The organism is Kurthia zopfii (assembly GCF_003143955.1).
GTDB lineage: Bacteria > Bacillota > Bacilli > Bacillales_A > Planococcaceae > Kurthia > Kurthia zopfii.
On record NZ_QFVS01000052.1, the window covers coordinates 1 to 13,548 of the forward strand.

Here is a 13,548-nt window from a genome sequence, read left to right on the forward strand (position 1 = left end):
TCGATTTAGAGCCAAAATACTATTAGCAATCAAGTACAAAAAGGTTGGTTTACATCTGGGCTGAATTAATAAAGGTGAATGAAATTGAAAATCCAATTTCATTCACCCCAACATTTGACACAGAGCCAATATTTAAAGATAGCAGGAGTGTTAGAGTAAATGAAAAAATGGATTTTTTTAATTGTAGGCTTAGTAATTTTAGCAGGTGCATCAATCGCAGCAGTTCAACTAATTGAAAATGATCGTTCTGAAATATCTCAACAAGAACATAATAAAGGAATCAATAAACCTAAAGCTGAGAAAGAAAAAACAGCGATAGAAAAAGAAGAACCTATAAAAGATCAAAATACATCTAACATGAAAATTAAAAGTGAAGAAGCATTGCTAATTGATTTAAGTTCAGAAAAAGTGCTTTTTGCTAAAAATGCAGATCAAAAAGCATACCCAGCTTCACTTACAAAATTAATGACTGTATTAGTTGGGGTAGAAGAGAATAAAAATATACATTCGATCGCAGAAGTACCAGCAGCCATCTTCCCTTATTTAACGAGCGCTAATGCATCAATGGCCGGATTCAGCCCGAATGAGAAAGTTACAATTGAAGATTTACTGAATGGTGCAATGCTTCCTTCAGGCGGCGATGCTTCTCTAGCACTAGCATTACACACAGCTAAAAATGAGAAAGCATTTGTTAAATTAATGAATGAAAAGGCTAAGGCATTAGGTATGACGAATACGAATTTTAAAAATGTAGAAGGCCTACATGAAAAAGGACATTATACGACAGCACATGATCTAATGAAGCTCATGACATACGGTATGAAAATCCCTGCATTCAAAAAGGTAATTACAGCTCAAAAATATTATGTGAAACCAACGAATATGCATCCGAGTGGATTAACACTCAATAGCTCATTATTTACAAAATTAGATATGAATAAGAAACGTGGGTACACATTATTAGGTGGTAAAACGGGTTATACACCTGAGAGTGGCTTATCATTAGCGTCGATTGCTAAAAAGAATGGAAAGTTATATGTAGCTATTACAATGAATGCACCTGGTACGAATCGAACAACGCAATACAATGTATTAGATTCATTAGATTTATATAAATCAATTAAATAATCTAAACCACTTCAGCAGAAATACGTTGAAGTGGTTTTTTGAATTGCTGTAAATATACTCAATTACATTATTCAATGCTAAAATAGTAATGAGAAGTAAACAGACAAGTAATAGAGGAGTGTATATATGAAAGTAATCGATTTGCACTGTGATGTATTATATAAATTAGCAGGAACTGAAGAAGGGGCTAGTTTTAAAAATAGCGAACAATTAGATGTCAATTTAGAAAAGTTGAAAAAAGGCGGAGTGAAGGCACAAGTATTCGCAATTTTTGTTGATGACCATTTAAATGAAACACAAAGATATATGGAAGCGCTAAGACAAGTTGAGAAATTCCAATATGAAGTCATTGCGCCTTTTGAAGAAATGGTTCATATTACGAATTGGCAACAGCTTGAACAGTTAGAGGCACATCAAATAGGCGCTATATTGAGTCTAGAGGGCTGTGATGCGATTGGCGATAGTATGGAGAAGCTACAGTCATTTATTGATGCTGGCATACTACTAGCAGGTCTTACATGGAATCATGAGAATGCGGTAGCTTATGGAGCTAATGAAGATGCGACCAAGGGGTTGAAACCATTCGGCTATGAAGTTGTTCAAAAATTGAATGACGCCAATATTATTGTGGATGTATCCCATTTAAATGAACAAGGATTTTGGGATGTATTGAAAGTAGCAGATCGCCTAATCGCAAGCCATTCAAATGCGTATGCGATTAGACCACATCAACGAAACTTAAAAGATGAACAAATTAAAGCGTTGATTGAACATGGTGGTCATATGCACTGTGTATTCTATCCACTATTTATTAAAGAACATGACCCAGTTAAAATTACAGATTTAATCGAGCATATCCAACATATTGCGAATCTTGTGGGTGCAGATAAAATTGGTTTAGGTTCAGACTTTGATGGCATTGATCAAAAAGTGATTGGACTTGAAAATGCCTCACAGTATCCTATGTTTTTAGAATTATTGAAGCCGCATTTTACAGAAATTGAAATTGAAGGAATCGCAGCAAATAATTTCGAACGATTTATTTCTGTAATCGAATAATTCAGCATTTATTATGTGCTGAATCCCTTATAAAGATGTATGATAGTAGAGGATAAATAAGTATGTACGAGTAAATTCAAAGTTTTTAATGAGGATTTACTGACGGAGGTAATTTTGATGAATCATAAATTGTCGACTACAAACGACGATCTTAAAAATACTGATCAGTCGACAGTCCGATTTTATATTGAAACACTAGAAATTGATCGACTTTCAGCGCTACCGTTTTTCGAAGCTGGCGAAAAGAGTTTCGAGGGAATGCGTTATTTTTGGCAAAATCGTGAGAAGAATTTTACATTAGTGGGTCTTGGAAATGCCTATACAATCGAAAGTAATGAAGAAAATCAACGTTACACAAATGTAGAGAATCAATGGAAACAACTACTACAAGGTGTAGACTATGAAAATTTACTTCAACAACCAATCCTTTTTGGTAGTTTTACTTTTGATCCTAAAAAAGGCGTTTCAGATGAATGGTCTAATTTTTCACATGCGAACTTTGCATTAGCTACACATCAATTAGTTATTCGAAATGAAAAAGCATATGTGAATACTCATATTGTAAGCAAGCAAAACATTTCAGAAGAGCAGATTTCAAAACTGTTGGCAGAGCGTGATGAAATAATTCACCAAGCACAGGTGAAAGGTTCAAAAACATATGCAAAACCTGTCGTTAATAAGATGACTGAACCTTTTAAAGAAGAGTATTTAAAATCAATCTCAAATGTGACGGATGCGATAAAAGATGGGCAAGCGGATAAAGTGGTCATTGCGCGTTCATTAGCATTGCGTTTCGATGAGAAGGTAGATCCGACAAATGTATTGACGCAAGTATATAATGAGCAGCCTGAAAGTTATTTATTTGGGCAGGAGAATGGAGAGAATCTATTTTTCGGTGCTTCACCAGAGCGACTAGTTTCGGTGAAAGATGGCCAAGCTTATTCATCATGTATTGCGGGGTCAATTAAACGCGGCGCTACGAAAGAACATGACAATGCATTAGGAGCAGAATTATTAAATGATGCGAAAAATCTACAAGAACATCAGTATGTTGTTGATATGATTACTTCATCATTTGAAGATACTTGTTCGAGTTACACGGTACCCGAAAGTCCGCAACTGCTGAAAATCAGAGATATTCAACATCTGTACACGCCTGTTGAAGGTTACTTAAATGACGGTGCGACGATTTTACAAATGGTTGAAAAACTACATCCGACACCAGCACTTGGTGGAGCTCCTCGTGGAAAAGCGATGGAGATGATTCGTCAATATGAGCCGATGAACCGCGGGATTTATGCTGGCCCAATTGGTTGGTTAAACGCGGAAGGTGATGGAGAATTTGCGGTAGCGATTCGTTCAGCGCTTTTACAAAAGGATCAAGCGTATCTTTATGCGGGAGGCGGAATTGTCGCAGATTCTGAACCGCAAAGTGAATATGAAGAAACTTTAGTGAAGTTTAGACCGATGTTACGTGCATTAGGAGGAAAGTTAAATGACGAATAAGGAAGTTTTAACAGAATACGTCTATCAAATGATTTCGGCATTATCATCATATGGTGTAAAAGATGTTGTTATTAGTCCTGGATCGCGTTCGACTCCCTTAGCGTACGCATTTGCTTCTTCAAAAGAATTCCGTATTGTGCGCCATGTAGATGAGCGTTCAGCAGGTTTTCTAGCATTAGGTATGGCAAAAACTGCATCTGCACCTGTTGTACTTCTATGTACTTCTGGAACTGCGGCGGCGAACTATTTCCCAGCGATTGTAGAAGCATATTATGCTCGTATTCCTTTAATCGTTCTAACAGCGGATCGTCCGCATGAATTACGTGGAGTCGGTGCGCCGCAAGCGATTGATCAGCCGAATTTATATGGGCATCATGTGAAGTGGACTGTCGATTTGCCGATTCCAGATGGCGAAAGTCCGACATTGCCTCATATTGAGCGTCATATGGCGAGAGCGACTTCTTTAGCGATGACTTCACCGAGAGGGCCTGTACACATTAATGTGCCTTTCAGAGAGCCGCTATTGATTCATTTTAAAGATGAGTTGCCAGCAATTACTTTCAATCAAGCTGATTTAGCTGAACTGACACCAACTGCACGAGGTATTGATCTACTTGAACAAGCGATTAAATCTGCTGAAAAAGGATTCTTAATTATTGGGGAAATGGATCAGTCTGTTTCTCAAGATATTTTATGGAGTTTTATTCGTCATTTGAAATGGCCTGTGCTTGTGGAGAGCCTTTCACATTTACGTTCAAATATACCGGAAGATTGCATGATGTATATTGTGGAACATTATGATAGCATTTTGAAAAACGACTTATTTAAACAACATATGGCACCAGATACAGTGATTCGTTTTGGCGCTCAACCAGTGTCTAAACCATTAACATTGTTTATGAAGGCTGTTAAACCAGCTACTATCATTACAGTAGATGAGGATGCATTATTTAGAGACCCGCTAGCGGTTACGACGAATCATATTCAAGCACAATTAGGTGAATGGTTAACGACTGTAGATTGCTTTGATCAAATTTTCGAAAAAGATTATTTAATGAAATGGTTGGCAGCGAATGACATCGCTACTCAATTTGTAAAACAGTATATTCAAAATGAGCAGGATGAAGGTGCATTAGCAGGGCTTTTATTTGAGCGTCTTGAAGATGGTGCGGACCTATTTGCGAGTAGCAGTATGCCAATTCGTGATGTCGATACATTTTTCTGCAAAACAGAGAAGGATGTCCAAGTATTTGCGAATCGTGGAACGAATGGTATTGACGGAGTAGTATCTACTGCTATTGGTACACAGCTCGTGACGAATCGCGAATTGTATTTACTAATCGGAGATCTATCCTTTTTACATGATTCAAATGGATTGATTGCGAGTAGATATCAAGATGTTAATTTAACGGTAGTTGTCATGAATAATGATGGCGGAGGAATCTTCTCTTATTTAGCACAATCAACTGTTGAAGCACATTTCGAACAATTATTTGGAACTGCTACAGGACTGACTTTCGACCACTTAGCAGCAATGTATGATGCACAATATGATGTTGTGAAATCGAAGGAAGAATTTATCGCTGCGATTCATACGAGTAAGAAAAAACCGCTTCGCATTATTGAAGTGATGACGGATCGACAAGAGAATGTCGTGACTCATCGAAAACTTTGGACAGCGATGGGCGAGGAGCTAAATAAATTATGGCAAGTGTAGTAACGACTATAAATGGTATGGATTTTCATTACGAAGTATTTAATGCGCGTATGGAAGAGACTGTTGTTTTATTACATGGCTTCACTGGAAGTACGAAAACTTGGCATGAAGTAGTAGAATTAATGCCAACGACGAAAAGAATTATTTTAATTGACTTAATCGGACATGGGCAGACTGCTTCTCCAAAACAACTTCATTTTTATACGATGAAGGAACAAGTAGAGTTGTTAGAAGCTTTCTTTAATTGGAAAGGGATTCAAACATTCTCACTTGTTGGCTATTCAATGGGCGGACGCGTAGCTTTAGCGTATGCGATGAAATATCCAGCACGCATTGAAAAACTGGTGTTGGAGAGTTCTTCACCAGGTTTGGAATCTTTAGAAGATCGAGAAGCGCGTATGGAGAGCGATCAATTACTTGCTTCACGTATTGAAGAAGCGGGAGTTGAAACTTTCGTTGATTATTGGCAAGACATTCCGCTATTCAAATCACAGAAAAAATTGAGTGAGGCACAGCAAAAAGCGATTCGACAAGAACGTCTTCAGCAAAGTGCAATCGGTCTTGCGAACAGTTTGAGAGGTATGGGAACAGGCCGTCAAAAATCATATTGGCGAGAGTTGTCAAATTTCGAGAAACCTGTGGTATTATTAAGTGGTGAGCTTGATAAGAAGTTTATTAAAAAAGCAGAGCAAATGGCTGCTCTTTTCCCACAATGTGACCATCAAACCATTTTAGGTGTTGGACACGCAATTCATGTGGAAAATCCACAATCTTTTGCTACAATAGTAAAAGAACAACTATATTTATAAATTTAGGAGGAGTTCATCAATGACTCGTCAATGGGTAACTGAACATGTCTATGAAGACATTAAGTATGAATCATATAATGGTATTGCAAAAATTACGATTAATCGTCCAGAGGTTCGTAATGCATTCCGTCCAAAAACAACTGCAGAATTAATCGATGCATTTTCTCGCGCACGCGATGATGCAAAAATCGGTGCAATCATCTTAACAGGTGAAGGCGAAAAAGCATTCTGTTCAGGTGGAGATCAAAAAGTTCGTGGTAACGGTGGTTACGTAGGTGATGACAATATTCCACGTCTAAACGTATTAGATTTACAAACGCTAATCCGTAAAACTCCAAAACCAGTTGTAGCAATGGTTGCAGGTTATGCAATCGGTGGTGGACACGTTCTACACATCGTTTGTGATTTAACAATCGCTGCTGATAACGCTCGTTTCGGTCAAACTGGTCCTCGTGTAGGTTCATTTGATGGTGGTTACGGTGCTGGTTACTTAGCACGTATCGTAGGTCACAAAAAAGCACGTGAAATTTGGTTCTTATGCCGTCAATATGATGCACAAGAAGCACTTGATATGGGCTTAGTAAACACTGTAGTACCTTACGCACAATTAGAAGATGAAACAGTTCAATGGTGTGAGGAAATGTTAGCATTATCTCCAATGGCTCTTCGTATGCTTAAAGGTGCATTCAACGCAGATTCAGACGGTCTTGCAGGTATTCAACAACTTGCTGGTGATGCAACTCTTCTTTACTATACTTCTGATGAAGCAAAAGAAGGTCGTGACGCTTTCAAAGAAAAACGTCAACCAGACTTCGGTCAATTCCCTCGTTTCCCATAAGGAGCGGGTTAATAGTAGTGACAATGATCACGCGTCGATCATTCACTCTGGCATATTGGATAAAAGAGGAGCAGAAATGCTTCTCTTTTTTTATGGACAAATTCGTAGCGGTATTGGTGGTAATCGTTTTAGCAATCGTCATTCTTTTTATAAATGATGAACCGCCGAAGCCGCAAGTAGTAGCGAATGGTAAAACAATCTCGACATTGCAAAGCACTTATTGTTGGAAGAAAATCCTGAATAATGAATGTGTAGACATGATTTTACCAACAGATCAAATCGCAAAGAAAAAAGTTAAGCCAACGATTGTTGCTTCGAATAGTGCGATTCAAATTCAATATAAGAAGCAGCTGAAATCTCCAATAGAAGTATCCATTTGGGATGAAAAAAGCGAATCGAAAACAGTTGAGATGCACGATGGTATTTTTAAAGCGCCGAAGCAGAAAGGACGATACATTTATTCAGTAGCGGGACATTGGGCTAAAGGAAGTTCTACTGCGATCTTTATGATTGAAGTGCGAGATTAAATTCTCGTGCTTTTTTTTGACTTGATAAAACAAAAGTTTGTTTTTCTAAACAATTGACACTAGATAAAAATAAGCATATAATAAAATCAAATAAAGGATAGGGTGATGACATTGACTGAAAGAGAACAAGCACTCATTCAACTAATTAAAGCAAACCCATTTATGTCCCAACAAGATATGGCGGATCACATGAAAATGTCGAGACCGGCTTTAGCCAATTTAATTTCTGGCCTTGTGAAAAAAGGGAAAATCGTAGGGAGAGCATACGTGTTGCCAAGAGAAAATAATATTATTTGTATAGGCGGGGCTAATATTGACCGCAAGCTTCATGTAAAAGGTGAAGTTCAGATGGGAACATCGAACCCAGTGTATTCGACACAAAGCGTTGGTGGCGTTGCACGAAATATCGCTGAAAACTTAGGACGACTAGATAATAAAGTTGCGCTATTAACAACAGCTGGTAAAGATACGGATTGGCAAGCGATTGTCACTGCATCTGAAGCATTTATTAATTTGGATGATGTGGAACAATTACAACATGCGACAACAGGTTCTTATACAGCAATTATGGATGAGGCAGGCGAGCTTGTAATGGCTACGGCGAATATGGATGTTTATGAAGATTTAAAACCACGTGTTTTAATGAAGCATGATCTTGCATTATCGACAGCGCCAGTCATGATCATCGATTTAAACTGTCCGAAAGAAACAGTTGAGTATGTACAACAATTTGCGATTGCTCGTGGCGTACCACTTGTCATAGTGCCAGTATCATCTCCGAAAATGGATCGCCTGACGACTGATTTACAAGGTGTGACATGGTTTATCTGTAATACGGATGAAGCGGAAACATTATTAAATACATCAATCAAAACAGAAGAACAATATAAAGAAGCTGTAACGAAGATCATTGCATTAGGTGCAGAGAATGTCATTATTACAGCTGGCGCAAAGGGAGTTTACGCAGCAAATACTACCTTGATGCCAACCCATTTTGAAGCGAAAACAGTCAATCACGTTGAAGATGTGACAGGTGCTGGTGACGCATTCGTAGCTGCAGTTGTACACGCATGGTTAGAGAAGCGACCGTTTGAACAAGCGATTGAAGCAGGTTTAATCAATGCGAAATGTACGTTAGAATCACCATTTACAGTAAGACCAGAGTTAACAAAAGAATCTTTAGAAAATGAACTGGAGGATTAATTATTATGAAACAATACATCGAATATTCAAAAGAAGTACAAGAAGGAATGGAAGCTGGGAAAGCAATCGTAGCTTTAGAATCAACAATCATCTCTCACGGTATGCCTTACCCACAAAACGTTCAAACTGCTCGTGAAGTAGAACAAATCGTACGTGACGGTGGCGCTGTTCCAGCAACAATCGCTCTAATCGACGGTAAAATCAAAATCGGTCTTTCTGATGAAGAATTAGAAATGTTCGGTAATGCGAAAGATGTTGCAAAAGCTTCACGTCGTGATATTCCTTACTTAATCGCTACGAAAAAAATTGGTGCAACAACTGTAGCAGCAACAATGATCGCAGCTGAATTAGCTGGAATCGAATTATTCGTAACAGGCGGTATTGGTGGCGTTCACCGTGGTGCTGAAACAACAATGGATATTTCTGCTGACTTAGAAGAATTAGCTACTTCTAAAGTAGGTGTAGTATGTGCGGGTGCTAAATCAATCCTAGACATCGGTTTAACACTTGAATTCTTAGAAACGAAAGGTGTTCCAGTAATCGGTTACGGTACAGATGAATTACCAGCATTCTTCACTCGTCAATCAGGTTTTGATGTAAACTTCCAATTAGACACGCCAGAAGACGTAGCAAACACTTTACGTACGAAATGGAACCTAAACATGAAAGGTGGCGCAGTAATTGCTAACCCAATTCCTGAAGCTGATGCATTAGACCACGATTTCATTACAAACATCATTACACAAGCGCTTAAAGAAGCTGAGGAAAACAACATTAACGGTAAATTAGTAACACCATTCTTACTTGGCAAAGTGAAAGAACTTACTGAAGGTAAGAGTCTTGTAGCAAACATCGCACTTGTGAAAAACAACGCTGTGATCGGTACGAAAATTGCTGTTGAATTAAACAAAACAAAATAATTTTCCAAAATGATGAGAGAGTCGTACTTCGGTGCGATTCTCTTTTTTTGTTTGAGTAGTATATAATATAGAGAAAAGGATTATAAGTTAGGAATGAAGATAAATGGTACCGAATTGGATTGAACAACGTGCAGCATTGACGCCTAATCGTGTTGCCTTAACGTATAAAGAAGATCGTTGGACGTTTTTACAACTTGCCAATCGCTCGAAGGAGTATGCACAGCAATTAAAGAACCAAGGTGTTCAAACAGGTGACCGAGTTGCGATTTATGGGCAATCATCGTCGCAATTAGTAATGGTCATTTTTGCATGTATGCAACTTCAAGTTGAGATGGTCATGCTAAATTTGAGATTAAGTAAACGTGAATTATCGTATCAAATTGAAGATGCTCAAGTAAAAAAAATCATCGTTCAAGATGAATTGATGAAGCAATTACCAGAAGTAGACGTTGAGTTCGTGCAGTTTTCGACAATTCAGCAAGTATGTGAAATGGCAGTACCAGTAAATAGTTGGCGCAAAGATTCGACGATGACAATTATGTATACTTCGGGAACGACCAGCAAGCCCAAAGGCGTTCGCCAGACTGTTCAAAATCATTTAGCTAGTGCGACATCATCGCTGTATAATACAGGGTTAATTGAAGATGAAGCTTGGATTTGTACGATGCCGATTTTTCATATTAGCGGCTTTTCGATGTTATGCAAAAGCATTTTACATGGTGTGCGAATCGACTTATACGAGAAGTTTGATGAGGAGAAAGTTGTCGCTCAATTAATAGAGGGTTCTGCAACAAGAATGTCTGTTGTCGCAGTTATGTTGGAAAAAATTCTAAGTCATCTTGAAGCAATCGATGCTAAAGTATCACCGAGATTCCAACTTGCCTTGGCAGGTGGAGGGCCGATTCCGAAAGCGTATTTACAAAGAGCTGCAGCACTTCATTTAAAAGTCGCGCAAACATATGGCATGACGGAAACTTCGAGCCAAACAGCTACATTGTCAAATGAGGATGCTTTACGAAAAATAGGTTCTGCAGGTAAAGCGTTAATGTTCAATGAAATCAAAATTGAAGGTACTTCGGAGCCATTCGTTCATGGAGAGATTTGCATTCGTGGGGATCATGTCACACCAGGCTATATAGGCCAGCATGCGCATTTACCGACAACAGTAGATGATTGGCTGCATACAGGTGATGTTGGCTACTTGGATGATGAAGGTTATTTATTCGTAGCGGATCGTCGTTCGGATTTAATTATTTCTGGTGGAGAAAACATTTATCCAGCGGAAATAGAGAGTGTCTTATCGAGCCATGAAGCAGTGGAAGCAGTGGGCGTTTGTGGGCTTCCAGATGAAAAATGGGGGCAATGTCCGGCAGCATTTGTCTTGCTGAAAAAAGAAGTATCAGAAGATGTATTACGCGCATTTTGTGAAGAAAATCTCGCAAAATATAAAGTGCCAAAAACGATCCATTTCGTAGATGAATTACCACGCAATGGCGCTGGGAAAATGATGCGCCGTAAATTACATGAATTACTGTAAATAGAAGCATGTTCTATTGAACTTAAAACGAAAGGAGAAATCGCTAAAATGCTGATTTCTCCTTTTTTGTCGCTTATTTTTTCAGCCATTGTTGTAAAAATGGGATGAATGTTCTTGAAGCGGGTGATAGGCTTTTAATTTCTGTTTTTGTCGTAATGCCAAGTGTTCGGACATGATCTGGGGCCAAAGGTAAATGTGCCATATCTTGAAAATGATCGGTAATTAGTAGCTCAGATAAAAGTGAGATGCCCAAGCCTTTTTTCACCATTGCGATAATCGCTTCATCTCCACGTATTTGGTAGGCGACATTCGGTTTCACTTTTGCCTTTTTAAAAATGCGTTGCACATCTTTATGCGTATCTTCATATGGAATGATACATCTTTCTTCTGCGAAAACTTCGATTGGAACTGTATCGTTTTTTGATAATGGATGGTTTCTCGGTAAGATGGCCATCATGCGATCTTCGACAAGCGGTAAGAAGTGGAATTCTTCAGAACGTTGAATCGTACTAATCGCAAAATCGATATGACCTTCCTCTAACCAATTGTGAATTTCATCTGAATTGCCTTCAAATAAGTGAATTTCGATTTTAGGAAACTGTTCGCGGAATTCTTTTAATAAACTAGGCATCCAATGGACACAGACGGACGTATAAGCGCCTAGACGAACCGTTCCTATATCTAATCCATGAATGGCATAAACCGCTTCTGAGAGATGTTCATAGCGATTTACGATATCTTGCATTATAGGCAGTAGCTCTGCGCCATTATCAGTAGGTGTCACACCAGATTTACTACGAATTAATAAAGAAAATCCATAGTCATCTTCAAGCGAATGAATCATATGACTAATGCTCGGTTGTGTGTAATCTAGTGCTTCTGCGGCCTTCGTAAGCGAGCCGAATTTTACTGCTGCAATATATGCCTTTAATTTTAAAATACTCATAATATCCACCCATCCATTAAAAAGTTTAATAGTTACTATATAATTAATTCAATTTACTTATATCATTTCTCGCACTAAAATACAATAGAAGCGAAAAAAAGTTCAAAAATCACAAAGGGAGTTTTTTAGACGATGGGGTATGTTATACAATTCATCATTGGAGGCTGCGTCATGCTATTGGCCGCGGTATTAAGCAATTCAAAATATCTGTTTTTATCAGGGGTGATTACTTTGCTGCCGATTTTGACATTATTAAACTTGCGACTGCAAGTAGAAAATATGTCAGAGGAAGCATTTCATGAAACACAGAGAAATGGCATGATCGGAGCAATTGGTATGGTTATTTTAATTGTAGGGATTTATTTATTATCGGGTTATTATAAACCAGCAACAGCAGTCTTAATGGGGCTTTGTATTTATGTGATTTATATGTTCGGATCGAAGTTAATCGTAGCGTAACAAGCGGAATTGAGTTGGGGGACTCAGTTCTGCTTTTTTCATTTTGACTTATAGGTGAAAATGCAGTTATTGTATAGAAAGGAATATACATATTTGAGGGGGACTTTACAATGTGCATTATTACAATTGCTTATAAAGTAGATGAAGAAAATCCGTTAATCGTCGTTGCCAATCGCGATGAATTTGAAAATAGACCGGCGAAACAGGCAGGATTCTGGGAAGAAGATGCGCAAGTTTACGGTGGGCGAGATTTAGAAAAAGGCGGCAGTTGGTTAGCCATTCATAAAAATGGTCGCTTTGCTGCAGTGACGAATTACAGAGATTTCTCTTTAAAATTAGATGGAGAAAAATCAAGAGGGCATATCGTCAATGATTTCATATTAGGTCATGATGATGCGACTACTTTCTTAGAAAAAATTAAAGCTGAAGGCAGTTTATGAAATAGCCGAGAACACTCGCTACTTTAGTCGTGTAGATGAATTGGCTTCGGTTGTGGCATAGCTTCAACTATGTTAAACAACCGATTATAAATAAAATATGACATACCTTTTTGAAATTTAACGATTACATATGTTAAATTATTTTCAAGGAGGTTTTTTTCATGTCAGAAGTACATCGCGGTCGTGGATACGTCTATTCTATCCAATATCATTTAGTTTGGTGTGTAAAATATAGACATCATATTTTACACGGAAGTATTGATACATATGTTAAAAAATTATTAAAGCAAATTGCTTTAGATCATGATATTAAAATCATTGAAATGGCATCTGACAAAGACCATGTTCATATGCTTATTGAGTGTAAACCGCAACATTATATTCCTACTATAGTCAAAGCGTTTAAAGGCGTCTCTGCACGATTCTTATTTAAAGAATATCCTGAACTTAAAAATAGAC

Annotated in this window: 14 protein-coding genes; 13 read left to right on the plus strand and 1 reads right to left on the minus strand. The window is 38.0% G+C overall.

Annotated elements, in window-relative coordinates:
• Positions 1-159: 159 nt before the first annotated feature.
• The 10 genes from DF281_RS13490 to DF281_RS13535 all read left to right on the plus strand — a co-directional run bounded on the left by DF281_RS13490 (position 160) and on the right by DF281_RS13535 (position 11,244).
• A complete protein-coding gene (locus tag DF281_RS13490; protein ID WP_109350786.1) occupies positions 160-1,128 on the plus strand; it encodes a D-alanyl-D-alanine carboxypeptidase family protein in 969 nt (322 codons plus the stop codon).
• Positions 1,129-1,254: 126 nt separating this feature from the next.
• A complete protein-coding gene (locus DF281_RS13495) occupies positions 1,255-2,187 on the plus strand; it encodes a dipeptidase (RefSeq protein ID WP_109350787.1) in 933 nt (310 codons plus the stop codon).
• A 117-nt stretch (positions 2,188-2,304) separates the two neighbouring features.
• Complete coding sequence (locus DF281_RS13500) at positions 2,305-3,693, plus strand: isochorismate synthase (protein ID WP_109350788.1); 1,389 nt, start codon at positions 2,305-2,307, stop codon at positions 3,691-3,693.
• The gene (gene menD, locus DF281_RS13505; protein ID WP_109350789.1) at positions 3,683-5,410 is read left to right on the plus strand and encodes a 2-succinyl-5-enolpyruvyl-6-hydroxy-3-cyclohexene-1-carboxylic-acid synthase; all 1,728 of its coding nucleotides are present in this window, start codon (positions 3,683-3,685) and stop codon (positions 5,408-5,410) included. Before DF281_RS13500 ends, menD begins: the two co-directional genes overlap by 11 nt.
• Positions 5,398-6,219, plus strand: a complete 822-nt coding sequence (gene menH, locus DF281_RS13510; protein WP_109350790.1) for a 2-succinyl-6-hydroxy-2,4-cyclohexadiene-1-carboxylate synthase — start codon at positions 5,398-5,400, stop codon at positions 6,217-6,219. The genes menD and menH overlap by 13 nt, the downstream gene beginning before the upstream one ends.
• A gap of 19 nt (positions 6,220-6,238) precedes the next feature.
• Positions 6,239-7,057: a 1,4-dihydroxy-2-naphthoyl-CoA synthase gene (gene menB, locus DF281_RS13515; protein WP_109350791.1), complete on the plus strand. Its 819-nt coding sequence runs from the start codon at positions 6,239-6,241 to the stop codon at positions 7,055-7,057.
• A 17-nt stretch (positions 7,058-7,074) separates the two neighbouring features.
• The gene (locus DF281_RS13520) at positions 7,075-7,584 is read left to right on the plus strand and encodes a hypothetical protein (RefSeq protein ID WP_133538435.1); all 510 of its coding nucleotides are present in this window, start codon (positions 7,075-7,077) and stop codon (positions 7,582-7,584) included.
• A gap of 111 nt (positions 7,585-7,695) precedes the next feature.
• Complete coding sequence (locus DF281_RS13525) at positions 7,696-8,787, plus strand: carbohydrate kinase (RefSeq protein WP_109350793.1); 1,092 nt, start codon at positions 7,696-7,698, stop codon at positions 8,785-8,787.
• 5 nt (positions 8,788-8,792) lie between these two features.
• Positions 8,793-9,707, plus strand: coding sequence for a pseudouridine-5'-phosphate glycosidase (locus DF281_RS13530; RefSeq protein ID WP_109350794.1), 915 nt, complete (start codon positions 8,793-8,795; stop codon positions 9,705-9,707).
• 103 nt (positions 9,708-9,810) lie between these two features.
• Complete coding sequence (locus DF281_RS13535; protein ID WP_109350795.1) at positions 9,811-11,244, plus strand: o-succinylbenzoate--CoA ligase; 1,434 nt, start codon at positions 9,811-9,813, stop codon at positions 11,242-11,244.
• Between the two features lie 73 nt (positions 11,245-11,317).
• Here DF281_RS13535 and DF281_RS13540 read toward each other — a convergent pair whose 3' ends face one another.
• Positions 11,318-12,190, minus strand: coding sequence for a LysR family transcriptional regulator (locus DF281_RS13540; protein ID WP_109350796.1), 873 nt, complete (start codon positions 12,188-12,190; stop codon positions 11,318-11,320).
• Positions 12,191-12,322: 132 nt separating this feature from the next.
• On the opposite strand from DF281_RS13540, the gene DF281_RS13545 reads away from it, so the two are divergent.
• The 3 genes from DF281_RS13545 to tnpA all read left to right on the plus strand — a co-directional run.
• Entirely contained in the window at positions 12,323-12,649 is a 327-nt protein-coding gene (locus DF281_RS13545) for a GlpM family protein (protein ID WP_109350797.1), read from the plus strand.
• A 110-nt stretch (positions 12,650-12,759) separates the two neighbouring features.
• A complete protein-coding gene (locus DF281_RS13550; protein WP_109350798.1) occupies positions 12,760-13,089 on the plus strand; it encodes an NRDE family protein in 330 nt (109 codons plus the stop codon).
• 161 nt (positions 13,090-13,250) lie between these two features.
• Positions 13,251-13,548, plus strand: a 298-nt coding sequence (tnpA, locus tag DF281_RS13555; protein WP_109350799.1) for an IS200/IS605 family transposase, incomplete at its 3' end; no start/stop codon positions are given.

Bases quoted from the DNA above. Each gene is read 5' to 3' on its own strand.
- DF281_RS13490 (WP_109350786.1), top strand. From the start codon at position 160: ATGAAAAAATGGATTTTTTTAATTGTAGGCTTAGTAATTTTAGCAGGT.
- DF281_RS13530 (WP_109350794.1), top strand. From the start codon at position 8,793: ATGAAACAATACATCGAATATTCAAAAGAAGTACAAGAAGGAATGGAA.
- DF281_RS13495 (WP_109350787.1), top strand. From the start codon at position 1,255: ATGAAAGTAATCGATTTGCACTGTGATGTATTATATAAATTAGCAGGA.
- DF281_RS13545 (WP_109350797.1), top strand. From the start codon at position 12,323: ATGGGGTATGTTATACAATTCATCATTGGAGGCTGCGTCATGCTATTG.
- menD (WP_109350789.1), top strand. From the start codon at position 3,683: ATGACGAATAAGGAAGTTTTAACAGAATACGTCTATCAAATGATTTCG.
- menH (WP_109350790.1), top strand. From the start codon at position 5,398: ATGGCAAGTGTAGTAACGACTATAAATGGTATGGATTTTCATTACGAA.
- DF281_RS13535 (WP_109350795.1), top strand. From the start codon at position 9,811: ATGGTACCGAATTGGATTGAACAACGTGCAGCATTGACGCCTAATCGT.
- DF281_RS13550 (WP_109350798.1), top strand. From the start codon at position 12,760: ATGTGCATTATTACAATTGCTTATAAAGTAGATGAAGAAAATCCGTTA.
- DF281_RS13500 (WP_109350788.1), top strand. From the start codon at position 2,305: ATGAATCATAAATTGTCGACTACAAACGACGATCTTAAAAATACTGAT.
- menB (WP_109350791.1), top strand. From the start codon at position 6,239: ATGACTCGTCAATGGGTAACTGAACATGTCTATGAAGACATTAAGTAT.
- DF281_RS13540 (WP_109350796.1), bottom strand. From the start codon at position 12,190: ATGAGTATTTTAAAATTAAAGGCATATATTGCAGCAGTAAAATTCGGC.